General features: G+C 68.8%; 20 protein-coding genes, 1 tRNA gene and 2 pseudogenes. 8 read left to right on the forward strand and 15 right to left on the reverse strand.

What is annotated here, in order from left to right:
• Positions 1-189 precede the first annotated feature (189 nt).
• Positions 190-1,155, reverse strand: a pseudogene (locus AB0H43_RS29210) (TerC family protein); the annotation flags it as partial.
• Between the two features lie 211 nt (positions 1,156-1,366).
• Between AB0H43_RS29210 and AB0H43_RS29215 the strand changes: the two are divergent.
• Complete coding sequence (locus AB0H43_RS29215; RefSeq protein WP_360004505.1) at positions 1,367-1,657, forward strand: antibiotic biosynthesis monooxygenase; 291 nt, start codon at positions 1,367-1,369, stop codon at positions 1,655-1,657.
• A complete protein-coding gene (locus tag AB0H43_RS29220; protein ID WP_360004507.1) occupies positions 1,654-2,373 on the forward strand; it encodes an alpha/beta fold hydrolase in 720 nt (239 codons plus the stop codon). Before AB0H43_RS29215 ends, AB0H43_RS29220 begins: the two co-directional genes overlap by 4 nt.
• Here the strand turns inward: AB0H43_RS29220 and AB0H43_RS29225 are convergent.
• Both AB0H43_RS29225 and uvrB read right to left on the reverse strand, forming a co-directional pair.
• Positions 2,360-3,325: an alpha/beta hydrolase gene (locus AB0H43_RS29225; RefSeq protein WP_360004509.1), complete on the reverse strand. Its 966-nt coding sequence runs from the start codon at positions 3,323-3,325 to the stop codon at positions 2,360-2,362. The genes AB0H43_RS29220 and AB0H43_RS29225 overlap by 14 nt on opposite strands.
• Before the next feature lie 46 nt (positions 3,326-3,371).
• On the reverse strand, positions 3,372-5,510 hold the full coding sequence (uvrB, locus tag AB0H43_RS29230; protein ID WP_360004511.1) for an excinuclease ABC subunit UvrB: 2,139 nt from the start codon (positions 5,508-5,510) through the stop codon (positions 3,372-3,374).
• A gap of 664 nt (positions 5,511-6,174) precedes the next feature.
• Between uvrB and AB0H43_RS29235 the strand changes: the two genes are divergently transcribed.
• Complete coding sequence (locus AB0H43_RS29235) at positions 6,175-7,800, forward strand: hypothetical protein (RefSeq protein ID WP_360004512.1); 1,626 nt, start codon at positions 6,175-6,177, stop codon at positions 7,798-7,800.
• Positions 7,801-7,933: 133 nt separating this feature from the next.
• On the opposite strand, the pseudogene coaE reads toward AB0H43_RS29235, so the two are convergent.
• Positions 7,934-8,503, reverse strand: a pseudogene (gene coaE, locus AB0H43_RS29240) (dephospho-CoA kinase); the annotation flags it as partial.
• 66 nt (positions 8,504-8,569) lie between these two features.
• Between coaE and AB0H43_RS29245 the strand changes: the two are divergent.
• On the forward strand, positions 8,570-8,770 hold the full coding sequence (locus AB0H43_RS29245) for a hypothetical protein (RefSeq protein WP_360004514.1): 201 nt from the start codon (positions 8,570-8,572) through the stop codon (positions 8,768-8,770).
• A 70-nt stretch (positions 8,771-8,840) separates the two neighbouring features.
• Here the strand turns inward: AB0H43_RS29245 and rpsA are convergent, their stop codons facing one another.
• Positions 8,841-10,313: a 30S ribosomal protein S1 gene (gene rpsA / locus AB0H43_RS29250; protein WP_360004516.1), complete on the reverse strand. Its 1,473-nt coding sequence runs from the start codon at positions 10,311-10,313 to the stop codon at positions 8,841-8,843.
• 560 nt (positions 10,314-10,873) lie between these two features.
• Between rpsA and AB0H43_RS29255 the strand changes: the two genes are divergently transcribed.
• A complete protein-coding gene (locus AB0H43_RS29255; RefSeq protein WP_360004518.1) occupies positions 10,874-11,692 on the forward strand; it encodes a class I SAM-dependent methyltransferase in 819 nt (272 codons plus the stop codon).
• A gap of 225 nt (positions 11,693-11,917) precedes the next feature.
• Here AB0H43_RS29255 and polA read toward each other — a convergent pair whose 3' ends face one another.
• Complete coding sequence (polA, locus tag AB0H43_RS29260; RefSeq protein ID WP_360004520.1) at positions 11,918-14,605, reverse strand: DNA polymerase I; 2,688 nt, start codon at positions 14,603-14,605, stop codon at positions 11,918-11,920.
• 54 nt (positions 14,606-14,659) lie between these two features.
• On the opposite strand from polA, the gene AB0H43_RS29265 reads away from it, so the two are divergent.
• Positions 14,660-15,427 carry a hypothetical protein gene (locus AB0H43_RS29265; RefSeq protein ID WP_360004522.1) on the forward strand — a complete coding sequence of 256 codons (768 nt, stop codon included), beginning with the start codon at positions 14,660-14,662 and terminating at the stop codon, positions 15,425-15,427.
• Here AB0H43_RS29265 and AB0H43_RS29270 read toward each other — a convergent pair.
• The 9 genes from AB0H43_RS29270 to AB0H43_RS29310 form a co-directional block, all read right to left on the reverse strand.
• A complete protein-coding gene (locus AB0H43_RS29270; protein ID WP_360004806.1) occupies positions 15,424-16,176 on the reverse strand; it encodes an amino acid ABC transporter ATP-binding protein in 753 nt (250 codons plus the stop codon). The two genes, AB0H43_RS29265 and AB0H43_RS29270, sit on opposite strands and share 4 nt — an antisense overlap.
• Before the next feature lie 29 nt (positions 16,177-16,205).
• Positions 16,206-17,141: an amino acid ABC transporter permease gene (locus AB0H43_RS29275; RefSeq protein ID WP_360004524.1), complete on the reverse strand. Its 936-nt coding sequence runs from the start codon at positions 17,139-17,141 to the stop codon at positions 16,206-16,208.
• Positions 17,138-18,025, reverse strand: a complete 888-nt coding sequence (locus AB0H43_RS29280; RefSeq protein ID WP_360004526.1) for an ABC transporter substrate-binding protein — start codon at positions 18,023-18,025, stop codon at positions 17,138-17,140. Before AB0H43_RS29280 ends, AB0H43_RS29275 begins: the two co-directional genes overlap by 4 nt.
• 175 nt (positions 18,026-18,200) lie before the next feature.
• Positions 18,201-18,905, reverse strand: coding sequence for an ABC transporter ATP-binding protein (locus AB0H43_RS29285; RefSeq protein ID WP_360004808.1), 705 nt, complete (start codon positions 18,903-18,905; stop codon positions 18,201-18,203).
• Positions 18,906-18,907: 2 nt separating this feature from the next.
• Complete coding sequence (locus AB0H43_RS29290; RefSeq protein ID WP_360004527.1) at positions 18,908-19,744, reverse strand: ABC transporter ATP-binding protein; 837 nt, start codon at positions 19,742-19,744, stop codon at positions 18,908-18,910.
• Positions 19,741-21,009, reverse strand: a complete 1,269-nt coding sequence (locus AB0H43_RS29295) for a branched-chain amino acid ABC transporter permease (protein ID WP_360004529.1) — start codon at positions 21,007-21,009, stop codon at positions 19,741-19,743. Before AB0H43_RS29295 ends, AB0H43_RS29290 begins: the two co-directional genes overlap by 4 nt.
• A 1-nt stretch (position 21,010) precedes the next feature.
• Positions 21,011-22,075 carry a branched-chain amino acid ABC transporter permease gene (locus AB0H43_RS29300; protein WP_360004531.1) on the reverse strand — a complete coding sequence of 355 codons (1,065 nt, stop codon included), beginning with the start codon at positions 22,073-22,075 and terminating at the stop codon, positions 21,011-21,013.
• Positions 22,076-22,205: 130 nt separating this feature from the next.
• Positions 22,206-23,465 carry a branched-chain amino acid ABC transporter substrate-binding protein gene (locus AB0H43_RS29305; RefSeq protein WP_360004533.1) on the reverse strand — a complete coding sequence of 420 codons (1,260 nt, stop codon included), beginning with the start codon at positions 23,463-23,465 and terminating at the stop codon, positions 22,206-22,208.
• Between the two features lie 301 nt (positions 23,466-23,766).
• Entirely contained in the window at positions 23,767-24,366 is a 600-nt protein-coding gene (locus AB0H43_RS29310) for a response regulator (RefSeq protein WP_360004535.1), read from the reverse strand.
• Positions 24,367-24,454: 88 nt separating this feature from the next.
• On the opposite strand from AB0H43_RS29310, the gene AB0H43_RS29315 reads away from it, so the two are divergent.
• Both AB0H43_RS29315 and AB0H43_RS29320 read left to right on the forward strand, forming a co-directional pair.
• Positions 24,455-24,531: transfer RNA gene (locus AB0H43_RS29315), tRNA-Leu, on the forward strand.
• A gap of 134 nt (positions 24,532-24,665) precedes the next feature.
• Positions 24,666-25,343: an LAGLIDADG family homing endonuclease gene (locus AB0H43_RS29320; protein WP_360004537.1), complete on the forward strand. Its 678-nt coding sequence runs from the start codon at positions 24,666-24,668 to the stop codon at positions 25,341-25,343.
• The last annotated feature ends 1 nt before the right edge of the window (position 25,344 follow it).

The following is a 25,344-nucleotide window of genomic DNA, read 5'->3' on the forward strand; positions in this document are numbered from 1 at the left end:
CCGGGGCCGCGTACCGCGCGGTGTCAGCCCAGGCCGCATACCGCGCGCGGCGTCAGCCCAGGCCGCGTACCGCGCGCGGCGTCAGCCCTGCCCGCGTACGCGATGTGGCTGCTCCGCCGAGGGCTGGTCGGCTGAGGGCTTGGTCGCGGACGACTGAGCGGCCGCGGCCAGCGCGGCTTCCGCCCGTGCGTCCCGGTTGGATTTGATGAGGCTGGCTATCGTCGCGATGACCAGTGTCCCGATGATCACGGACAGCGAGACGTAGATCGGCACGTGCGGCGCCCAGCTCACCGGCTCTCCGCCGTTGATGAACGGCACGTTGTTCGAGGCGAGCGCCTCCAGGAACAGCTTCACGCCGATGAAGGCGAGGACGACCGCGAGCCCGATCGACAGGTAGACCAGGCGGTCCAGCAGGCCCCCGAGGAGGAAGTACAGCTGCCGCAGACCCATCAGCGCGAACACGTTCGCGGTGAAGACCAGGTACGGCTCCTTGGTCAGGCCGAAGATCGCCGGGATGGAGTCCAACGCGAAGATCAGGTCGGTCGTGCCGATCGCGATCATCACGATGAGCATCGGCGTGAACAGGAGCTTGCCGTTGATCCGGGTGGTGAGCTTGGCGCCGTCGGGCTGCGGGCTCATCGGCAGGATCCGGCGCGCGGTCCGGATCATGACGTTCTCCTTGTAGTCGCCCTCGTCGTCTTCACCGTGCTTGACCAGGCCCCAGGCGGTGTAGATCAGGAAGGCCCCGAAGAGGTAGAAGACCCAGGAGAACCGGCTCACCACGGCCGCGCCGGCGGCGATGAACGCACCACGCATGACCAGCGCTATCACGATGCCGACCAGCAGCACCTTCTGCTGGTACATCCGGGGCACCGCGAAGCGGGCCATGATGATCACGAAGACGAAGAGGTTGTCGACGGAGAGGCTGTACTCCGTCAGCCAGCCGGCGAAGAATTCGCCGCCGTACTGTGCGCCGTGCGAGATGTAGACCCAGATCCCGAAGAGGACGGCCAGGCCGACGTAGAAGGTGACCCAGAGCGTCGATTCCTTGAACGACGGCTCGTGCGGTCTCCGGCCCACGATGATCAGATCGACGAGCAGAAGAGCCACCAGGGCTACCAGGGTGATGGTCCATTCGAGCGTGGACACGTTCATGCAGTGATCCTCCGGTCGGCAGCGTGATGCCCCGGAGGTCTCTCCCGCCACGCGCTGACGCTCGTGACCGGCGGCCCCGGGTTCCGATGTGCGAACCGTGCTGACGAAGCCGCCGCGGGGGATACTCCCCTCCCAGTCGGCCTCCATTGTTGCTCACGAGGTCCCTTGAGGCCCAACAGGGGTCCGCGGCACGCCGTGGCAGGATGCCGTCATGGTGTTGGAGATCGCACAATTCGAGATCACGCCCGGTGCGGAGGACGCTTTCGAGGCCGCGTACACGGAGGGGCGGGCGCTTTTGGCGCAGACGCCCGGTTTCCGCGACGCCCGGATGACGCGTGGCGTTGAATCGCCGTCCCGTTTCGTGCTGCTTGTCGAGTGGGACACCGTGGAGGCGCACGAGGTCGGCTTCCGCGGCTCCGAGCGCTTCCCGGCCTGGCGTGCGCTGATCGGCCCGCACTTCGCCGCGCCACCGGTGGTCGAGCACTACGCGTACCTGCCGTGAAGCTGGTCACCACCGACGGCGTCCGGATCGACGCCCACCACGACCCAGGTCCGCGCGACCTGGCCTTCGTGCTCGCTCACGGTTTCACGGGGGCTTGGCAAAGGCCGGCGGTACGCCGGGCGGGGGCGGTCTTCGCCCGGCACGGGGGTGTGGTGTCCTTCGATTTCCGGGGACACGGCCGATCCGGGGGCCGGTCGACCGTCGGCGATCGGGAGATCGATGATCTCGAAGCCGCCGTGGCGTGGGCGCGGGACCTCGGATACGAGCGGATCGCCACCATCGGGTTCTCCATGGGCGCGTCCGTCGCGATCCGGCACGCCGCCCTCGTCCGCGGAGTCGACGCCGTCGTCGCCGTCAGCGGACCGGCGCGGTGGTACTACCGCGGCACAGTGCCGATGCGCCGGGTGCACTGGGTGATCGAGAAGCCGACCGGACGGCTCGTCAGCCGCGTCGTGCTGCGTACGCGGATCGCCAAGGAAGGCTGGAATCCGGTGCCGCCCGCGCCCTTCGAGGTGGCCGGGAAGATCACCCCGACGCCGCTCCTGGTCGTGCACGGCGACCAGGACGCGTACTTTCCGTTGGAGCACGCCCACCAGCTCTTCGACGCCGCCGCCGAACCCAAGGAACTCTGGATCGAGCACGGCTTCGGCCACGCCGAGAACGCCGCCCCGCCCGAGTTGCTGGAACGCATCGCCCAGTGGGTCATCCGCTCGTGACCGGATCTTCGCGCCGGCCCGTCTCGGATTCCGCCTGCTCCGACGGCACAGCGTCGGACGGCATCGGGCCGGACGGCATCGGGCCGGCCGGCCCGCCGAGGAACTCCCGGAGCACCGCGGCGAGCTGATCAGGCACCTCTTCGGCGAGGTGGTGCCCCGAATCGAGGGCCACTCCGCGGACGGCGTCGGCCCACTCGCGCCAGACCTCGACCGGATCGCCGTAGAGTTCGCCGAGATCGTCTCCCGTCGCCCACACGACCAGCGTCGGGCAGGTGATCCGGCGCCCCGCGCGCCGATCCGCGTCATCGGCCGCCCGATCCACGGTCAGGCCGGCCCGATAGTCCTCGCACATCGCGTGCACCGTCGCCGGATCGTGCAGCGCCCGCCGCAGATCGGCGTACGCCTCCTCGCCCATCGTCGCCGCGTCGACCTGGTACCAGGCGTCGGGGTCGGCGTTGATCACGCGTTCGGCGGGTTTGGCGGTCTGGCCGAGGAAGAACCAGTGCCACCACTTGGCGGCGAACCGCGCGTCGCTGCGGGCGAGTGCCGCGCCGATCGGCACGGCGTCCATGACCACGAGGTGGCTCACCAGTTCCGGGTGATCGGCGGCGAGCCGGTGCGCCACGTACGCGCCCCGGTCGTGCCCGACGACGGCGAAGTTCCGATGGCCGAGCTGCGCCATCGCCTCGACGCAATCCCGGGCCATCGCACGTTTGCTGTAGCCGGCGTGATCCTCCCCCGCCGGTGGCTTGCTCGACTCCCCGTAGCCCCGCAGATCCAGGCAGACGACGGTGAAGCCGATCGCCAGCAGCGGTGCCACCTTGTGCCACGTCGCCTGCGTACGCGGGTGGCCGTGCAGCAGCAGGACCGGCGGACCGGAACCACCGGTCCGCACTCGCAGCGTCACGCCGCCGCCGACGTCCACCTGTCGCAGCTCGAATCCGTCGAACACGCCGTGCCAGTTCCCACCCAGGCCCGACGGCCAAACGAGGCGCAGCTCAGAGCGCGACCTCCATGGTCCGCAACTCCTTCTTGAGTTCCTGCATCTCGTCGCGGATCCGGGCGGCCAGCTCGAACTGCAGCTCGCCGGCGGCCGCGAGCATCTGCTCGTTGAGGTCGGAGATGAGCCGGGCCAGCTCTTCGCGCGCCATGCCCTGCGTCTTCGCCTCGATCCGGCCCTTGCTACGGCTGGACGCCGTCGGCGTCGGCGTCTTGCCCCGGCTCTGTGCCCGGCCGCTGCCCATCGCCGACGTGCTGATGACCGCACCGCCCGGCCCGTGCCCGGCGAGGGCGCTGTCGGTGTCCTCGGCTTCACGGTAGATGTCGTCGAGGATGTCGTGGATCTTCTTCCGCAACGGCTGCGGGTCGACGCCATGGGCCTCGTTGTACGCGATCTGCTTCGCCCGGCGTCGATTCGTCTCTTCGATCGCGTTCGCCATCGACGGGGTGATCTTGTCCGCGTACATGTGGACTTCACCGGAGACGTTTCGCGCGGCGCGGCCGATGGTCTGGATCAGCGAGGTGCCGGAGCGCAGGAAGCCCTCCTTGTCGGCGTCGAGGATCGCGACCAGCGACACCTCGGGCAGGTCGAGACCCTCGCGGAGCAGGTTGATGCCGACGAGGACGTCGTAGTCGCCCTTGCGCAGCTCCTTGAGCAGCTCGACCCGGCGCAGGGTGTCCACCTCGGAGTGCAGGTAGCGCACCCGGATCCCGTGCTCAAGCAGATAGTCGGTGAGGTCCTCGGCCATCTTCTTGGTCAGCGTCGTGACCAGGACGCGCTCGTCCTTCGCCGTCCGCAGGTTGATCTCGTGCATGAGGTCGTCGATCTGGCCCTTGGTCTTCTTGACGACCACCTGCGGGTCGACCAGACCGGTCGGGCGGATGACCTGCTCGACGAACTCGCCGCCGCTCTGCCGCAGCTCCCACGGTCCGGGCGTCGCGGACAGGAAGACCTGCTGCCCCACCCGCTCCAGGAACTCGTCGAACCGCAGCGGGCGGTTGTCCATCGCGGACGGCAGCCGGAAGCCGTGCTCGACCAGGATCCGCTTCCGGGAGGCGTCGCCCTCGTACATGCCGCCGATCTGCGGCACGGTCACGTGCGACTCGTCGATGACGGTGAGGAAGTCGTCGGGGAAGTAGTCGAGCAGACAGTGCGGCGGGCTGCCCGCCTCACGGTCGTCGATGTGCCGGGAGTAGTTCTCGATGCCGGAGCAGAACCCGACCTGACGCATCATCTCGATGTCGTAGCTCGTCCGCATCCGCAACCGCTGGGCCTCCAGGAGCTTGCCCTGCCGTTCCAGCTCGGCCAGCCGTTCCTCCAGCTCCTTCTCGATCCCCGTCAGCGCGCGCTCCATCCGCTCCGGACCGGCGGTGTAGTGCGTCGCCGGGAAGACCAGCAGCTGGTCGACCTCCCGGACGACGTCGCCGGTCAACGGGTGCAGATAGGACAGTCGCTCGACCTCGTCACCGAACATCTCGATGCGGATCGCCAGCTCCTCATAGGCCGGGATGATCTCCAGCGTGTCGCCGCGTACGCGGAAAGTGCCGCGGTTGAAGGCGATGTCGTTGCGCGCGTATTGAATGTCGACGAGCCGGCGCAGCAGCTGGTCGCGGTCCAGCTCCTCGCCCTTGACGATCTTCACCGTACGGTCGAGGTACTCCTGCGGCGTGCCGAGGCCGTAGATGGCGCTGACGGTGGCCACCACCACGACGTCGCGCCGGGTCAGGAGCGACATCGTCGCCGAGTGGCGCAGCCGCTCGACCTCCTCGTTGATCGAGGAGTCCTTCTCGATGTAGGTGTCCGTCTGCGGGATGTATGCCTCGGGCTGGTAGTAGTCGTAGTAGCTCACGAAGTATTCGACGGCGTTGTTGGGCATCAGCTCGCGGAACTCCTTGGCGAGCTGGGCGCACAACGTTTTGTTGGGGGCGAGCACCAGCGTCGGCCGCTGCAGCTTCTCGATCAGCCACGCGGTCGTCGCGCTTTTGCCGGTGCCGGTCGCACCCATCAGGACGACGTGCTTCTCCCCCGCCCTGACCCGTCGCTCCAGATCGGCGATCGCCGTCGGCTGGTCGCCCGAGGGGACGTAATCACTGACGACGGCGAACCTGCCGTCGATGCGGGGAATCTCCAAACCCATGCCTTCCAACCTAACGCCTGCGTATGACAACGACCCTTGATCGACCTCGTCCGAAGCGCCCATCCGGCTCGATATTGCGATTGTGTGACGTGCACCATCCGAGTACCGTCAATAGCCGTAGGCCGCTCGCGGCGGCCGACCGGGGTTGTGATCGGACCTCCACACCGGCCGATCCCCCCGGCGCTGGGTCGCTGCTCCCGCGGCGACGCCACCGCCGACCCAAACGGCGAGGGCGTCGCGGGCCCGGTGAGCGCACCTCTGCGGTCGCGCGCCCAGCGCGCTGACCGGCCGCCGCGGGCGTCCTTACGTTTGCGGCGATCCCCGCAAAATAATGCCAACGCGGCACTCCCGCGTTCTCTTCCCGCATCGCCCGCTCCCCCGCGCCCCGCTTGCCCTCGCCGCGCCGCTCCCCCGTCGCACCGCACCCGCCCCCGGGCCGCGCCGCATCCGCTGCTCCGCGGCACACAACACCCGTCCCCCGGCCGCGGGCACGCGCCGCCGTTACCGACAGATCACGGTTACGCATGCAAATGCGGCCGGGGAAGCATGCGTAACCGTGATCTGCTGCGAACGCAGGCGATGCGAGGCAGCCCGCTAGACGGGACAAAAGAGGCGTCGCGGGTGACGGCCGTTACCCGCGCGCCCCTCTCGCGTTCAGCATGCCGTGGAGTCTGCCCGCCCGAATCGCCGCCGCAAGATCGCCACCGTTCTCCTCGTCGGATGCCTCGCCCTGGGCGCGGTCGCCGGGCTCAGCCAGGGCATGACGTCCTGCGCCGGCCCGGACAAGGAAGCGGACGCCCCGAAGGCCCGGCCGTTGACCGCGGTCGAGGCGGGCAGGCTCGCCGCCGTCCGGCTGCACAATTACGAGGATCAGCGAGCGACGCTCTCCGGTGTCGTGGCCGGGAAGGATTCCGACGGCCGGCCGAAGGACGTCCGGTTCGCGGGCTGGATCGACTGGCGGCGGTCGCTGCTGTATGTGCGTACGGCGGAGCGGAAAGGCATGCCGGGACTGCTGATCCAGGCGATGCCGGGGATCATCGCGATCCGGGCCGAGGACAAGCCGTCGGCCACCGCCGAGCCGCCTGCCGAACCGCCCGCCGGGAACTGGCGCGTACGCCCGCTGGGTCTGCCGGTCCCCGAGAAGCCCGATCCGCTGGACGGACTCGTCGCAGTGCTGCTGCAGCTCGCCGCGCCCAAGGCGGACAACCCGGAACTGCTGCGCGACCTGCAGACGCAGTGGCTCCGCGGCGACTCCGTCGACGGTACGCGGGTCGATGTGCTCCTCGGCCCGGCCATCGTCCCGACCCAGCCGATCGCGCCGAGCCCGACCGTCAACGCCAGTCCGAGCGCCAGTCCCAGCGTCAGTTCCAGCATCGGAATCGGCGGGGTCGGCGCGACGAAGAAGCCGGGGCTGAACCCGGCCGCGGTGAAGTCCCCGGCGAAGGCGGCGTCCGGTACTCCCACGCCGAGCGGCAGCCCGACGCCGGATCCCCGTTCGCTGGTGGCCCATGGCGGTCCGGTGAGCTACTGGGTCGACGGAACAGCCCGCGTACGCCGGATGGAGGCGCTGCTGGCCGACGACGTCCGGGCGCGCGTCGACTTCGACCGGACGCGGCGGCCGGAGCTGACCGCGATCGCCGCCTTCGGCGGGGACGTCATCAACCCCCGCAAGGTGACCGCGGCTGAGGCCAAGGCGCTGTCCGTCATGCGTACGCGCACCGAAGCCGCCCGGGGCGGGCACTTCACCGTCAACCTGCCACTCCCACCGGCCCGGATGATCTTCGTCGACGGCTGGCTCGACTGGCGCGGCGGCGTCGCGTACGCCCTCGCCCACGATCTCGACGACGCGGACCGGAACGTGCTCGTGCACGCCGGGCGTACGAGTGTGTCGATGAGAGCGAGCACCGACAAGCAGCCGCCGCTGCCCGCGCCGCGCGGCAAGTGGGAGCGGCGGTCCTGGAACGACCTGGGCGTGCGGGTGCCCGCGACCGAGCTCGACGTGCTGCTGCACGAGGCGCTGTCGGTCGGCCTGCCGGGGCGCGACGACCCGAAGACGCTGGCCAAGAGCGCCTACCGGCTACGCCTCGACGAGCTGAACGGGCGACCGGTCGCGGTCTTCGAAATCCACACGGCGGCGGACGCCGCGAGCCCGCCGGGGACGGCGCTGATGCGCTACTGGGTCGACCCGACCGGCGTGGTCCGGCGGCTGGAGATCCGGACGCGGCTGGGATTCGCGCAGCTCGACATCGACTTCAGCAAGCGCCTGCCCGCCCTGCCGTCACGCGTCTGAACCCGAGCGCCTGCCCGCCCTGCCCTCACGCGTTTGACCGAGCGTCCACCCACCCTGCCGTCACACGTCTGAACCCGAGCGCCTGCCCGCTCTGCCGTCACGTGTTCGATGCGGCCACCGCGGCGAGATCAGGCCACGCCTGATCCACCTGTGCGCGGAGGTCGTCGAGCGTGCCCTCGTTGACGATCAGTACGTCGGCGACGGCTCGGCGCTGCTCGTCGGTGGCCTGCGCGGCGATCCGGGCGTGCGCCTCGGCCTCGGTCATGCCGCGCGCGGCCACCAGCCGGGCGACGCGGATCTCCTCGCTCGCCAGGACCACGATGACCAGCTGGTACGTGTCGGCCAGGCCGGCCTCGACGAGCAGCGGGACGTCGTTGACCACGACCGCGTCCGGCGACGCCGCCATCGCGAGTTCGGCGGTGCGCGCCCGGACTCGCGGGTGGATGATGCCTTCGAGCGCCTTGCGCGCGTCGGCGTCGCCGAAGATCTTGGCGGCCAGCGCCGCGCGGTCGATCGACCCGTCCGGGGCGAGGACGCCTGTCCCGAACCGGGCCACGACCTCGGCGTGCCCGTCGGTGCCGGGTTCGACGACCTCGCGGGCGAGCCGGTCGGAGTCGATGACGACCGCGCCCAGTTCACGCAGTCGAGCCGCGACCGAACTCTTCCCCGACCCGATCCCGCCGGTCAGCCCTACGAAAAGCATGCGCACAGCGTACGACGCGGCGTGGCGACCGGCTTACCGCACTTACCCGACATAAGGTGCGGTTCCATGACAGGACGGCACCGCAGCGGCACTCGCCGTCCCCGCACCGTCCGGGCCGCTAAACCACGCCATCTCCGCCGCACCGGCCGGATCGCCGCACCCCGCGCGCTCGGCGTCACGCTCGCGCTCAGCGTGGCCCTGCTCATGATCAGCGGGTACGCCACGGCGGCGGGCGCCGTCGCGATAGCGGCGATCTTCGCCCCCTGAGCCCTTCCCATTCCCTGCAGAAAGCCCCGCCCGGCGACGCCGAGCGGGGCTTTCTGGTGGAACTAGCGACTCACTTGCCGCCGGCCAGCTTCTCCTTCAGCGCCGCGAGCGCCTCGTCGGTGGCCAGGGTGCCCGTGGGCTCCTCGGTGGCCTTCGCCGGGGTCGACGTCGAGACGTTGCCGGACGGAGCCTCGGTGGAGGCGGCCGCGTCGGCCGCCCGCGAGGTCTGGACCTGCTTGGTGTGGGCCTCCCAGCGCTGACGGGCCTCCGCGTACTGCGTCTCCCACGTCTCGCGCTGCTTGTCGTAACCCTCGAGCCACTCGCCGGTGTCCGGGTCGAAGCCCTCGGGGTAGATGTAGTTGCCCTCGGCGTCGTAGGACGCCGACATGCCGTAGAGCGTCGGGTCGAAGTGCTCCTCGCCCTCGACGAAGCCCTCGTTGGCCTGCTTCAGCGACAGCGAGATGCGGCGGCGCTCCAGGTCGATGTCGATGACCTTGACCATGACCTCGCTGCCGACCTGGACGACCTGCTCCGGGATCTCGACGTGGCGCTCGGCCAGCTCGGAGATGTGGACCAGACCCTCGATGCCGTCCTCGACGCGGACGAACGCGCCGAACGGAACCAGCTTGGTGACCTTGCCCGGCACGATGTTGTTGATCGCGTGGGTCCGGGCGAACTGCCGCCACGGGTCCTCCTGCGTCGCCTTGAGCGACAGCGAGACCCGCTCGCGGTCCAGGTCGACGTCGAGCACCTCGACCTCGACCTCCTGGCCGACCTCGACGACCTCGGACGGGTGGTCGATGTGCTTCCAGGACAGCTCGGAGACGTGCACCAGGCCGTCGACCCCACCGAGGTCGACGAACGCGCCGAAGTTCACGATCGAGGACACGACACCCTTGCGGACCTGACCCTTGCCGAGCTTGTTGAGGAACTCGGTCCGGACCTCGGACTGCGTCTGCTCGAGGTAGGCGCGGCGGGACAGGACCACGTTGTTGCGGTTCTTGTCCAGCTCGATGATCTTCGCCTCGAGCTCGCGGCCGACATACGGCTGCAGGTCGCGCACCCGGCGCATCTCGACGAGAGACGCGGGCAGGAAGCCCCGCAGGCCGATGTCCAGGATGAGACCACCCTTGACGACCTCGATGACGGAGCCGCGGACGACGCCGTCCTCGTCCTTGATCTTCTCGATGGTGCCCCACGCCCGCTCGTACTGCGCGCGCTTCTTCGAGAGGATCAGACGACCCTCCTTGTCCTCCTTCTGGAGAACAAGGGCCTCGATGTGGTCACCAACCGTGACGACCTCGGAGGGGTCCACGTCGTGCTTGATCGACAACTCGCGCGAGGGGATGACGCCCTCGGTCTTGTAGCCGATGTCGAGCAGGACCTCGTCCCGATCGACCTTGACGACGGTGCCTTCGACAATGTCGCCGTCGTTGAAGTACTTGATGGTCTCGTCGATGGCGGCGAGGAATGCTTCCTCAGAACCGAGATCGTCGTGAGTGACCTTGGTGACGCTCGAGGTGGCCTCGATGCTGCTCGTCATGTGGACTGTTGCTCCGGTCGGATGGTGTCAGGTAAGACAGGTGCACCCCTCGACGCCCGCCGGGGACACTCCCTCTCCCGAGGTCGCATCGACGGCTGCGAACCTTCTCCCTACCGAGGCACGCGGCGGCGTAAGTGCATTGAACAGCTTACCGTGCCCACTAGCACACGTCGCAACCCCATCAGCTTTGAGAAGAAGACTTCCGCTCGCAAGCCCCGGGTGGGGCACGCTTACCAGCCGAACGTGTGTCTGATCACACTGATCGGCCGAGCCGGAGTCGATCATGTGGCCCAGGTCACCATTCGCCCCGACGGGCCACGTCGGGCGTCATGACGCCGTGCGTCCTCTGTGGAGTCCGGTGCCGGGGCCGCGCCCGGACCCGTCGGTCCCGGCCGTTCTTCTTTCAGTGGTACGCCGAGAGCGGAATACGCGTCCGTGCGTCGGTCTCCCCGACCGGCGACCGCTGTCCACAGCCCCGCCGACAGTGGGCGCGACCGCCGTCCGGTGAACCGGGCAGGACCTGGGCGCAGGCCGTTCCACGTGCCCTCGACAATGATCAGGTGACCGCTGCTTACCCCGACGAGGGCGCCCGCCCCAACCGCCGAGCGACCTCCGCTGACGAGACCACACGGGCGAGCCGCCATTGGTGGGACGGGGCCGCCGACGCGTACCAGGCCGAGCATGGGGAGTTCCTCGGCGACGCCCGCTTCATCTGGGGCCCGGAAGGGCTGGACGAGGCGTGGGCCGGGCTGCTCGGCGACGTGGACGGCGTACGGGTGCTGGAGATCGGCTGCGGCGCGGGACAGTGCGGTCGCTGGCTGCTGACCCAGGGCGCTTCGGCGATCGGGCTCGAACTGTCCGGCCGCCAGCTGGCGCACGCCCGGGAGCTGGACGCACAATCCGGCGTACGCCTGCCGGTGGTGCAGGCCGACGCCACGCACCTGCCGTTCGCCGGGGACTCCTTCGGCCTCGTGTGTTCGGCGTACGGGGCGATGCCTTTCGTCGCCGACGCCGGCGCGGTGCTCGCCGAGGTGGCCCGGGTGCTGCGCCCCGGCGGCCGCTTCGTCTTCTCGGTCTCCCATCCGATCCGGTGGTGCTTCCTCGACGAGCCCGGCGAAGAGGGCCTGTACGCGGTCAGCTCGTACTTCGACCGCCGCCCCTACGTCGAGGAGGACGCGCAGGGCCGGGCGGTCTACGTCGAGCACCACCGGACCCTCGGCGACTGGGTACGCCTGATCACCGGGGCCGGATTCCACCTGACCGACCTGGTCGAGCCGGAATGGACGGTCGGCAACGAGCAGGTCTGGGGTGGCTGGAGCCCACATCGCGGCGACATCATCCCCGGTACGGCGATCTTCACCGCGACGCTGCCGAGCTGAAGCAGCCCACGATCACGTGCCGTGGTCAGCGATCGGCGGACGGTTTGCAGATCATGTTCCGGTGGTCAGCAGAATGTCGCCCGGGGGCGCTGATCACTGGTACTTGATCTCCGACCGATAGTTCATGATCGCGCGGAAGGCCGCCAGCCGGGCGCGAGCGCGGCGGCGCGAGCGCGGCGGCGCGAGCGCGGCGGCGCGAGCGCGGCGGCGCGAGCGCGGCGGGGGTCAGTGGTCGGCGGCGTTCCAGTCGCGGCCGACGCCGACCGACACCTCCAGCGGCACCGACAACTGGTGCGCTCCGCCCATCTCGCGGCGCAGCAACGCTTCCACCTGCTCCCGCTCCCCTGGCGCGATCTCGAGGACGAGTTCGTCGTGCACCTGGAGCAGCAGGCGGGAGGCGAGCTGCTCGTCCCGGAGGGCGGCGTCGACGCGCAGCATGGCGATCTTGATGATGTCGGCTGCTGATCCCTGGATCGGGGCGTTGAGCGCCATCCGCTCGGCCATCTCCCGGCGCTGCCGGTTGTCGCTGGTCAGGTCGGGCAGGTACCGCCGCCGGCCGAGGATCGTCTCGGTGTAGCCGTCCCGGCGCGCCTGCTCGACGACGCGCCGCAGATAGTCGCGTACGCCGCCGAACCGGGCGAAGTAGTCCTCCATCAGGCCGCTGGCCTCTTGGGTGGAGATCCCGAGCTGCTGCGCCAGCCCGAAGGCGGACAGCCCGTAGGCCAGCCCGTAGGACATCGCCTTGATCTTGCGGCGGTGGTCGGCCGTGATCTGGTCGGTCTCGAAGACCTGCGAGGCGACCCAGGTGTGCAGGTCCTCGCCGGAGGTGAAGGCCTGGATGAGGCCTTCGTCGCCGGACAGGTCGGCCATGATCCGCATCTCGATCTGCGAGTAGTCGGCGGTCATCAGCGACTCGTAGTCCGGCCCGACGATGAAGGCACGGCGAATGCGCCGGCCTTCCTCGGTGCGGATCGGCACGTTCTGCAGGTTGGGGTCGGTGCTCGACAGCCGGCCGGTGGCCGCGACGGTCTGGTAGAACGTCGTGTGGATGCGGCCGTCCTCGCTGACCGACTTGAGCAGGCCGTCCACAGTCGACTTCAGCTTGGCGACGTCGCGGTGCCGCAGCAGGTGTTCGAGCACCGGGTGACCGGTCTCGGCGTACAGCCATTGCAGCGAGTCGGCGTCGGTGGTGTAGCCCGTCTTGATCTTCTTGGTCTTCGGCAGGTTGAGCTCGGTGAACAGGATCTCCTGCAGCTGCTTGGGCGAGCCGAGGTTGAACTCGCGCCCGATCACCCCGTATGCGGACTGAGCGGACGACTTGACCTCGCCGGCGAAGAACGCCTCCAGCTCGCTGAGGTAGTCGGTGTCGGCCGCGATGCCGGTCTGCTCCATCCGGGCGAGCACCTTGACCAGGGGCAGCTCCACCTCGGCGAGCAGCCGGGAGCCGTGCGCCTCGGGGTCGCCCTTGTCGAGCTCGGCACCCAGGGCGTCGACCAGATCGAGGGTTGCCCGCGCCCGCAGCATCAACGCCTCGGCGGCGCTGTCGGCGGCCGACGTGTCGCCGAAGTCGAGGGCGAGCTGGCCGCCGTCGTCGGGCGCCTCGGCCCGCAGCTCCCGGTGCAGATAGCGGACCGACAGGTCGGCCAGGTCGTAGCTGCGCTGATCGGGCCGGGCCAGATACGCCGCCAGCGCGGTGTCACGGGTGACCCCGGCCAACTGCCAGCCCCGGGCGGCGAACGCGAGCAGCGCGGGCTTCTCGTCGTGCAGCACCTTGGGCTGGTCGGGGTCGCCGAGCCAGCGGGCGAACGACTCGTCGTCGGCCGCGTCGACCTCCGACGGGTCGAACCAGGCCGCGGACTCGTCGGTGGCCAGCGCGATGCCGGTCAGGTTGCCGGTGCCCCGGCCGAACACGCCGCTGACGGCGACGCCGGTCGGCTTGCCCGCCTGCGCGATCAGCCAGTCGGTGAGCGCGCCCGAGGCCCGCATGACCTCGCCGGTGACGTCGAAGCCGGCCTGCGCCTCCGGCTCGTCGGTGATCTCGAGGTATTGGTAGAGCCGCTCCCGCAGGACGCGGAACTCCAGCGCGTCGAAGACCCGGTGGACCGCCTCCCGGTCCCAGCCGGTCCAGCCGGTCTGGTCGACCGCGAGCGGCAGGGTGAGGTCGTCGAGGAGCTGGTTGAGCTGGTGGTTGCGCATCACCCCGGCCAGGTGCTCGCGCAGGCTGTCGCCGGCCTTGCCCTTGATCTGGTCGGCGTGCTCCACGACGCCGTCGATGCCGCCGTAGAGGTCGATCCACTTGGCGGCGGTCTTCGGCCCGACCCCGGGCACGCCGGGCAGGTTGTCGCTGGACTCGCCGACCAGCGCGGCCAGGTCGCGGTAGCGGTCCGGGCCGACGCCGTAACGCTCGCGCACCGCGGTGGGGTCCATCCGGGCGAGGTCGGAGACGCCCTTGCGCGGATAGAGCACTGTGACGTCGTCGGTGATCAGCTGGAACGCGTCCCGGTCGCCGGTGCAGATGAGCACCTGCATGCCGGCCTCGCGACCCTGGCGGGCCATGGTCGCGATGACGTCGTCGGCCTCGTAGCCCTCCAGCTGCACGTGGCTGATCTTGAGCGCGTCGAGCACCTCGTGCACCAGGCTGACCTGGCCTTTGAACTGCTCCGGTGTCTCCGACCGGCCCGCCTTGTACTCCGCGTACTGCTCGGTGCGGAAGGACTGCCGGGAGACGTCGAACGCCACGGCGATGTGCGTCGGCCGCTCGTCCTTGATCACGTTGATGAGCATCGAGGTGAAGCCGTAGACGGCGTTGGTCGTCTGCCCGGTGGTCGTCGAGAAGTTCTCGGCGGGCAGCGCGAAAAAGGCCCGGTATGCGAGCGAATGTCCGTCCAGCAGCAACAGTCGAGCGTCAGTCACCCCGGAAGCCTATTGCAGCGGTCCGACAATCCCACGCACCGCTACGCTCCTGCGGTGGACGAACTCGCACCTGAGGCATTCGCGGCGTTGGTCGCGCCCGCGATCGACCGGGTCTTCGCCGAGACGATGCTGGCCGGACGGTCGATGGGCGGCCGGGAGCTGAGCGAGGCGTACGGCGGCCCGCCCGCCACCGGCTACCTCGTGGACCTGCGGACGCGCCTCGGCCGGCCGGACGGCGTGGTCACCGCCGGTCAGTTCGCCGCGGTCCGCCGCTACGGCGATCTCGCCCACGCTCGCGACATCCTCGCCGGCCAGGCCGAACGCGGGATGCTCACGATCGCCGAAGACGGCACGTTCCAGGCCACCGACCGTGGTCGCGCCTTCGTCCAGGCCGTCTACGAGCTGCACGCGAAGGTCACCGCCGAGCTGTGGGCGGGATTCCCGGTCGCCCGGCTGGCCGACCTCGCCGGACGGGCGCTCGCCGTCGCCCAGGACCCGGCCACTTGGGCCCAGACCGAGGACGGTCACGCGCTGGCCGCGATGGCTCCGCCCTTCGAGCCGTTCGATACGCACAACGGCGCGACCTTGGTCAATCGGCTCGGCACGCTGCGCTACCACCGGGCCGACGCGCACGCCGCCGCCTGGCAGGCCGCCGGGCTGACCGCCGCCGGCATCGTCACCCTGCCAGGGCACTCCGCTGTGCGTATCAGTGTCGAGGAGGACACGAATCGCGGAGCCGCCGCCCCGTGGCGGGCCTTGAGCCCGGCGGAGCGCTTGGAGTTCCTCGCGGGCCTCGCGGCGTTGCCCTGCGCGGCGCGTTAGAGGACTTTGGCGAGGAAGGCGCGGGTGCGTTCGTGCTGGGGGTTCTCGAGCACGTCCCGCGGGCGGCCGGCTTCGACCACGACCCCGGCGTCCATGAAGACGACCTGGTGGCCGACCTCGCGGGCGAACCCGATCTCGTGCGTGACCACGATCATCGTCATCCCCTCGCGAGCCAGGCCCTGCATGACGTCCAGCACCTCGCCGACCAGTTCCGGGTCGAGCGCGCTGGTCGGCTCGTCGAAGAGCATGAGCTTGGGCCGCATCGCGAGCGCGCGGGCGATCGCGACGCGTTGCTGCTGGCCGCCGGACAGCTGAGCCGGGTAGCTGTCGTGCTTGTCGGCCAGCCCGACGCGGTCCATGAGCGCCTTGGCGCGCTCGCGGACCTCGTCCTTGGCCTCGCCCTTGACCCGCTGCGGCGCCTCCATGACGTTCTGCAGCGCCGTCATGTGCGGGAACAGGTTGAACCGCTGGAACACCATGCCGATGTCGCGGCGCTGCTCGGCGATCTGCTTGTCGTGCAGTTCGTAGAGCTTGTCGCCGCGCTGGCGGTAGCCGATCAGCTCGCCGCCGACCCAGATCCGGCCGCTGGTGAGTTTCTCCAGGTGGTTGATGCACCGCAGGAACGTGGACTTGCCGGAGCCCGACGGCCCGAGCAGGACGCACACCTGCCCGGCGGGCACGGTGAGGTCGATGCCCCGCAGCACTTCGAGCCGCCCGAAGTACTTGTGGACCTGCTCGGCCTGGACCATGACGTGCGGCGGCGGGGCGTCGGGCAGGGTCACAGCGTGCCGCCCTGTTCTCCGGCGATCCCGGCCAGCCGGATCCGGGCCTGCTCGGTGCGGTGGCCGCGGGCGAAGTACCGCTCCAGGAAGTGCTGGCCGACGAGCAGGACGCTGACCATGGCCAGGTACCAGAGGCTCGCCGCGACATACATCGGGAACGGCAGGAAGGTGCGGCTGCCGACCGCGGAGAGCTGGAAGAACAGTTCCGCGGTGACCGGGACGTAGATCAGCAGCGAGGTGTCCTTGAGCATGGCGATGGTCTCGTTGCCGGTCGGCGGGATGATGACGCGCATCGCCTGCGGGAGCACGATGCGGCGTAACGTCTGCGAGCGCCGCATGCCGAGCGCGGTCGCGGCCTCCTCCTGACCGGGGTCGATCGACTGCATGCCGGCCCGCACGATCTCGGCCATGTACGCCGCCTCCGACAGCGCGAGGCCGATGAGCCCCGCCACGAACCCGCTCAGCAGATCGCGCGTCTGCCCCTCGAACACCCGCAGATGCAGGTCGGTGATGCCGAAGATCTTGCCGATGTAGGTGTCGAACGGGACGCCGAACGAGAGTTCCGGCCACAGGATGTTCAAGTTGCCGAGCAGCGCCAGCAGCACCAGTCGCGGCACCGCGCGGAAGACCCAGGTGTACACCCAGGCCACGCCGCGCAGCACGGGATTGGGTGACAGCCGGGCGACCGCCACGAGGATGCCCAGCAGAATGCCGAAGATCATGGCGAGCACCGTCATCAGCAGGGTGCCCTGCACGCCGCGCAGCACGGCCGGGGTGAACATGTTGCGGAACATGAACGACCAGTGGAACGCGTCGTTCGTCAGGAGCAGGTGGGCGAGCATGGCGGCGAGCACGACGATCACCGCGACCGCCACCCACCGGCCCGGATGCCGGACCGGCACCGCCTTCAGCGGTTCCGGCTGGCTGGTCACGAGGGATTGACCTCAGAGGTTTTGATCGCGCCGCTCTCGACGCCCCACACCTGAAGGATCTGCAGGTAGCTACCGTCGTCGATCAGCGACTGGACGGCCGCGCGCAGCGCCTCGGCGAAGTCGGTCTGCGCCTTGGCGGTCACGTATCCGTACGGCGCGGAGTCGTAGATGTCGCCCAGCGTCTCCAGCTGGCCGTTGGACTGCTTGACGGCGTACGCCGTGACCGGGGAGTCGGCCAGCATCGCGTCGTCCTTGCCGGACGCCACGGAGTTGGCCACCGCGTCCTGACCCGGGTACGGGTTGATGGTGACCGCGGCCTTCCCGGCCGACGTGCAGGCGGTCGACCGGACCGTGATGTCGTCGACCTGCACGGTGTCCTTCTGCACGGCGATCCGCTTGCCGCACGGCTCGTCGATCGAGACGCCCTGCGGGTTGCCCTTCTTCACCGCCCACTGTGTACCGGCGCTGAAGTAGCTGGTCATGTTGGCCTGCTGCAGGCGTTCCTTGTTGATGGTGAACGCCGAGACGCCGGCCTCGTACTTGCCCGTGCCGACACCGGGAATGATCGCGCCGAAGGTGCTCTGCTGGAACTCGGCCGTCAGGCCCAGTCGCGCCGCGACCGCCTTGAACAGGTCGATGTCGAAGCCGATGACCGTCTTGCCGTCGGCGTCGAGGAACTCGGCCGGGGCGTAGGTCGCCTCCGTGCCGACGATGATCTTCCCGTCGGACTTGATCGCCGCGGGCACCTTCGCCGCCAGCGACGCGTCGGCGGTCACGCTCGGCAACGGCTTGGCCGCCTCGCCGCCGCCGTTGTCGTCTCCGCTGCAGGCTGTGGCTCCGGCGGCGACCAGCAACGCAGTGGTCACAATCTGGACAATTCGCACGAAGGTAGGTTACGGCATCTGTACGCCTCAGAGACGCAGATCAGGGATTTCCATGTGATCTTGGGACAAGATCGTATGGAAATCCCTGATCTGGTTCGCTTGGGTGGCCAGCCGCCCACCTGAGCCGCTGGACCTGGGCGGCTAGCCGCCCAGCTGAGCCGCTGGACCTGGGCGGCTAGCCGCCCAGGTATGCCTTGGCGATCTCCGGGTCGTTGCGCAGCGCCCGAGCCTCACCGGCGAGCTTGATCGTCCCGGACTCCAGGACGTACGCCCGATCGGCGACGCTCAACGCGGCCCGCGCGTTCTGCTCGACCACCAGCACCGTGGTGCCCGCCTCGCGGATCCGCTTGATGGTCGCGAAGATGACGTCCACCAGCACCGGCGCCAAGCCCATCGACGGCTCGTCGAGCAGCAGAAGCTTCGGCCGGGCCATCAGCGCCCGGGCGACGGCGAGCATCTGCTGCTCGCCGCCGGACAGGGTGCCGGCCTTCTGCGCGATCCGCTCCCGCAGCCGCGGGAACAGTTCGAGCATCCGCTCCTGGTCCTCGGCGATGCCCTCCTTGTCGTTGCGGAGGTACGCGCCCAGGTCGAGGTTCTCCGCGACGCTCATCCGGGGGAAGATCCGCCGTCCCTCGGGCGACTGCGCGAGGCCCAGCCGCACGATGTCGTGCGCCGGAATTCCCTCGATCTTGCGACCTTCGAACACGATGTGCCCCGACCGCGGCTTCAGCAGCCCGGAGATCGTCCGCAGCGTGGTGGACTTCCCCGCGCCGTTGGAGCCGATCAGGGTCACGATCTCGCCCTGCTCCACCTGGAGCGACAGGTCCTTCACGGCGGCGATGTTGCCGTAGTAGACGGAGATGCCGCTCACGTCCAGCATCGTCACGACCCGGCCTCCTCACCGTCGTCGATGGTCACGTGGTTGTCGTTCGCCGCGCTGCCCAGGTACGCCTCGACGACCCGCGGGTTCGTGCGGACCTCCTCGGCGGTGCCCTCGGCGATCTTCTCGCCCCGGTCGAGCACGGTGATCCGTTCGGAGACCCGCATGACGACGCTCATGTCGTGCTCGATGAGCAGCACCGACACCTTCCGCTCGTCGCGTACGCGGTGGACGAAGTCCACGAACTCGGCCGACTCACGGGGGTTCATGCCCGCCGTCGGCTCGTCGAGCAGCAGCACCCGCGGCTTGAGCGCCAACGCCCGAGCCACTTCCAGCCGCCGCTGGTCTCCATAGGACAGGTTGCGGGCGTACTCGTACGCCGACTTCCCGATGCCCACGAACTTGAGCAGATCCAGCGCGAACTCGTGCGCCTCCCGCTCCTCCCGGCGCTGCCAGGGCGCCCGGATGACGGTGCCGAAGACGCCCGACCGCAGATGCGAGTGCATCGCGACCTTGACGTTCTCCTCCGCCGTCATCAGGTTGAACAGCCGGATGTTCTGGAACGTCCGGGCCAGGCCGAGCGACGCGATCTTGTGCGGCGCGAGGCCGGTGACATCGCGGCCGCCCAGGGCCACCTGCCCGCCGCGCTCGGCCGGATACAGTCCGGTCAGCACGTTGAAGAAGGTGGTCTTCCCGGCCCCGTTCGGGCCGATGAGGCTCACGATGCTCTGCTCGGGCACGGTGAAGCTGACCTTGTTGACGGCCACCAGACCGCCGAAGATCACCGAGATGTCGTCGGCCTGCAGGGCCGGCGTGGTCGCCGTCGGGTTCTCGCTCACTTCACGTCTCCCGACTTGACCGTGGTCTCGTCGACCAGCTCCTGCTCCGGCTCCTCCGCCTGGGTGTCGCCGGTCTCGCCCTCATGCAGCACCAGACGCGTACGCGACTCGGGCAGGAAGCCCTCGCGGCGGAACAACATCATCAACACGAGCACGCCGCCGAAGATCAGGAAGTTGAACGACGGGAAGTCGACGTTCGTGCCGAAGGTGGAGTTGAACGAGTCGCCGATCTGCGGCAGGCCCGTCGAGTTGAACCAGGAGATGACGAGCGCGCCGAGCAGCACGCCCCAGACGTTGCCCATGCCGCCCAGCACGACCATCGCCAGCAGCGTGATCGAGACCGCGAAGGTGAACGGATCGGGCAGCATCCGGCCCAGGTGCAACGCGTACGCGACACCGCCGATGCCACCGGCGATCGCGCCGACGGCGTACGCGGCCAGCTTCGCCCGCATCAGCGGCACACCCATCGCGCTGGCCGCCAGCTCGTCCTCGCGGATCGCCAGCCAGGCGCGGCCGAGCCGGCCCTGCCGCAGACGTAGCGAGACGAAGATGATCAGAGCGGTCAGCAGCGCGAACAGGATGAACCGGCCGACGTGGTCGAAGACGTTCATCGACCCGACCGCGACCTCGCCCTTGTTGATCCGGACGAACGTCATCGAGTCGACCGGGCCGATGCCCAAGGTGGCGTTGCTCAGGTTGAACCCGAGGCCGTCCTCGTCACCGTTACGGAAGATCTGCGGGATGATCTCACCGAACCCGAGCGTCACCAGCGCGAGATAGTCACTGCGCAATCGCAGCGTCGGCGCGCCGATGATCACGCCGAACAAGGCGCAGACCGCCGCCGCGGCTAAGAACACCAGGACGACGTTCAGATGGATGCCGGTGGTGCTGGCCGGTCCGGCGTTGCCGAAGATGTTGAAGTTGACCTTGCCGCCGAACCCGAAGTCTGACATCAACCAGGCGGTGGTGTAGCCGCCCAGCGCCCAGAACGCCACGTAGCCCAGGTCGAGCAGGCCGGCGTAGCCGACCACGATGTTCAAGCCCAGGGCGCTCATCGCCCAGATGAGCGCGACGTTGATCTCACTGATCGGCAGCCAGTCCTGGACCCATTCCCGTACGCCGGGCACCAGGAACGGCAGGATGAAGCCGTAGAAGACGACCACGACGACGGCCGCGATGGTGAACCCGAGCGGCCACCCGAGCCGGGTCCGGTCGATGCTCTGCGGTCGCTTCGGTGTGGGAACCGCGATAGTCGGCTGGCTCATGTCACACCTTCTCCCTCGTGGCCTTGCCCAGCAGACCGGCCGGCCGGAAGACCAGCATCAGGATGAGGATCGAGAAGACGACGCTCTGCGTCCACCGCTGCCCGGCACCGTATTTGACACCCTCGTTCAGACCCTGGATCAGGCCGATCAGCACACCGCCGAGCACCGCGCCGGGAAGGCTGCCGATGCCGCCGAGCACCGCGGCCGTGAACGCGATCAGGCCGAGCTGCAGACCCAGGTCGTACCGGGTCGTGGTGACCACCTGCTCGTACATGAGCCCGGCGACGCCCGCCAGTGCGCCGCCCATGGCGAAGGTGAAGGAAATGATCCGGTTGACGTTGACGCCCATGAGCCGCGCGGCGTCGGGGTCCTGCGCGGTCGCGCGCATGGCCTTGCCCGCCCGAGTCTTGGTCACGATCCAGGTCATCAGGATGAGGACCGGGACGACGACCGCCAGCACCACGAAGAAGCTGGTGTAGATCCGGACGCCGCCGAGGTCGATGTAGCCCTGCGGCAACACGCTCGGCTTCGACTTCTGGCCCGAGCCGTTCCACTTCAGACCGATGAACTGCAGGATGAAGCTCATGCCGACCGCCGTGATCAGCGGCGCGAGCTTCGGAGCGTGCCGGAGCCGCCGGTATGCGAGGAACTCGATCGTCACATTGATCGAGGCGCAGAAGGCCGCCGCCAGCAGCAGCGTCGCCGCGAAGATCGCCCAGCCGAGCGGCCCCATCGCGACGGGCTCGTTGAACAGCGAGAACGCCGCACCGACGATCATGGCGCTGAACAAGGTGCCCAACATGAACAAGTCGCCGTGGGCGAAGTTGATCAGCTCGATGATGCCGTACACGAGCGAGTAGCCCAGCGCGATCAGCGCGTACAGCGCGCCGTTGCTGATGCCGATGACCGAAGCGGTCATGAACTGCTGCGGATTGTCAATGAAGTTGATCGCGAGCCACGCCGCGACGGCGGCGAGGATCGTGTAGCCGGCGATTCGCTCGCCGTACGCCGAGAGGTTCAGCCGCGTACGGGGCAAGGTCCCGGCAGCTGTCGTGGACTGTGCCATGGTGCTCCTTGGAAGGGCGATCGGTGTGTCCGTCGTGGACGTGCCCCTGGATGCGCGGAGGGAGCCGTGCGACGCCGGGCCGCAGCGGCTCCCTCCCCAGCTCATCCGTCAGGTGCCGTCACCTACCTGGTCAGGCGACCGGCCAGGCCTTGACGGTGGTCTCCTTGCCGCCGGTGATGGTCTGGATCGTCATGTCGATCGCGTTGACGTCGCCGGTGGCCGGGTCGATCTTGATGTCCTTGCCCAGGATCGCCGTCGAGGCCGGGACCGAAACCCCAGTGCCGCTCAGCACCTGCTCGGTGACGCCCTTACGGGTGCCGTCGGACTTCTCGATCGCCGCGAGGATCACCTGCAGCGCCTGCACGCCGTAGAGCGCGTAGGGGCTGGCCGGGTCGGCGCCGTACTTGGTCTTGTAGTCGGCCAGGAACTTGCCGGTGACCGAGGACTTCGCCAGGTCCGACAGGCCCAGACCCGGGAAGGTCTGGTACGCGCCCTCAGCCTCGGGCATCTTGTCGAACTCCGGGTAGCCGACCATGCCGTCCGGGCCGATCAGCTTGACGGTCTTGTTGTCGCCCAGGATGCGGACCTTGTCCTTGACCAGCTGGCCGCCGTTGTTGTCGAACACGCCACCGGTGAAGACGCAGTCGACGCCGTCGGTCTTGGCCTTGTTGAACAGAGCGTTGTAGTTGGTCGCCTTCGCGTCCCACGCGGCAGTGCTGATCTTGATGCCCTGCTTGGTGGCCTCGTCGGCGAACTGCTTCGCGACGCCCTTGCCGTAGGTCTCGGTGTCGTCGAGGACGAGGCAGTTCTTCACGCCCAGGTCCTTGATCGCCATCTGCGCGGCGGCCTTGCCCTGGTAGTCGTCGGTGGTGACCACACGCGCGTAGTTGCGCTTGTTGGTCGGGTACCACTTGCCCGGCTCACCGGTGTCCCAGGTCTTGGTGAGACCGGGGTTGGTGTTCGCGTGCGAGACCATCAGCATCGGGCCGCTCGGGTCCTGGTTCAGCACCGGGATCTGCAGCTGCGCACAACCGGAGTTGTACGTGCCCATGACGGCGACCTCGGAGGTGTTGGCCACGTGGTCGTTCGCGTTCTTGGTGCACTGCGCCGCGTCCCACTTGCCGGCCGCCGCGGTCGAGTCGTCGTACTTCTTGAGCGTCACCTTGTACTTGCCGGCCTTGTTGCCGACCTGCTCCAAGTAGAGCGACATCGCGTTCCAGGTCGAGTCGGAGGCGTCCTTCGACGAACCCTGGAAGGGAAGGTCCACGCCGACGACGACCTCGGTGGTGCCCGAGCCGCTTTCACCGCCGGAGCTGTCGCACGCCGTCGCCGCGACCGCGGTGGCGGCTGCGGCGGCAAGCACGGTGAGTGCCTTGATGCGCCTGTTCATCCTATTCCTCTCGACTCCTCAACCCATGTCCGTCTCGCGGGCGACCCGCAGACGCCGGATGCCTCACACACAACAGCCAATTCCGTGGTCATGGCTGTGACGCGCGACACCGGTGGCGCGAACGTAGGTGTTCGCGAGAGGCCATGTCAAGGCTTGGGACACTCACACGCCGACATTGGCGACCAACCCGTGACCCAACGGTGGCCAACGCGATGCGATCACATGACCGAAACATGATCGACCTAATAGATGGCAGCAAAAACCCGCAGGTCAGAGACCTGCGGGTGAGATATTGCGAGGGCTACTCGGCGGCTTCGGCCGCCGCCTCCTCAATGATCCGCTCAGCGACTTCACGCATCGTCATCCGATGATCCATCGCCGTCCGCTGAATCCACTTGAACGACTGCGGCTCGGTCATCCCGTACTGCGTCATGAGCGCGCCCTTCGCCCGCTCGACGGCCTTCCGGGTCTCCAGCCGATCGGTCAGCCCGGCCACCTCGGCCTCCAGCGCCGCCACCTCGGCATGCCGCGACAACGCGATCTCGATCGCCGGCACCAGGTCCGACTTCTGGAACGGCTTCACCAGGTACGCCATCGCACCAGCCGCCCGCGCCCGCTCGACCAGATCCCGCTGACTGAACGCCGTCAGAATGATCACCGGGGCCAGCCGCGCGCCGGCGACCTTCTCCGCCGCCGCCAACCCGTCCATGATCGGCATCTTGATGTCGAAGATGCACAGATCGGGCTTCAGCTCCTCGGCCAGGCGTACCGCGGTCTCCCCGTCCCCGGCCTCGCCGACGACCTCGTAGCCCTCCTCGCCCAGCATCTCGGCGAGGTCGAGCCGGATGAGCGCCTCGTCCTCCGCGATCAGCACCCGCTTGCGCGCCGCGCCCTCGGTCACGAACCCAACCCCCAACAGCGAAATCCTCCAACACCCGATATCCGGGTGCGACCTCCATAAGCCTAGTGGGTACTCTAGACGGGCCAACGTCCCCGTATTCCAACTGGCAGAGAAGCGGAGCTCAAACCTCCGACAGTGTGGGTTCGAATCCCACCGGGGGCACCATTCGCAGGTCAGACGCATTGTCGTACGTGCGTACGACAATGCGGGGCATGGCCAATCGGCACCCCATAGCGCGCCGACATCACGCCCGCGCGCTCTACGCAACCGGACTCGGCATCGCCTCAGTGGCTCGGATCATGGGGCTCCCCCGCCACACCGTCTGGTACTGGTGCGTAGGCAACGGTCGATTCGATCTTGGGCCAGATGCGCCGACCCCCTGTCCACGGTGCCAACGCCCGCCACAGCCGCCGCCCGATCCCGAGTCCTACGCCTATCTGCTCGGCCTCTATCCCGGCGACGGGCATCTGACGATCACCGCGAAGACACCGGTCTTACGGATCGCGTGCGACGACAAGTACCCCGGCATCATGGCCGAGGCAGAGGCGGCGATGCTGGCGACGCTCGCTCGCAAGGTGCAGCGGGTCCGCTCCGTGGGGAGCACCGGCATCCAGTCTTACGCCAAGCATTGGCCGTGTCTGCTTCCGCAGGCCGGCCCGGGCAAGAAGCACGACCGCCAGATCGTCCTCGAGCCGTGGCAGGAGGAGATCGTGGCCGCGCATCCGGGCCGCTTTCTGCGAGGGCTGTTCCATTCGGACGGCTGCCGGGTGGTCAACCGTGTCCACAAGGGCGGCCGCGACTACGAGTACCCGAGGTATTTCTTCAGCAACAAGTCGCCGGACATCATGCGGCTGTGCCAGGTCGCCTTGAACCGGCTCGGGGTCGAGTGGCGGATGGCGCGGCCGGATTCGTTGAGCGTCGCGCGGCGTGGCGCGGTCGAGCGGCTGGATCGCGACGTCGGCCCGAAGGACGGATAAC

Origin of the sequence: Hamadaea sp. NPDC050747 (assembly GCF_040654195.1) — a bacterium.
Lineage (GTDB): Bacteria > Actinomycetota > Actinomycetes > Mycobacteriales > Micromonosporaceae > Hamadaea.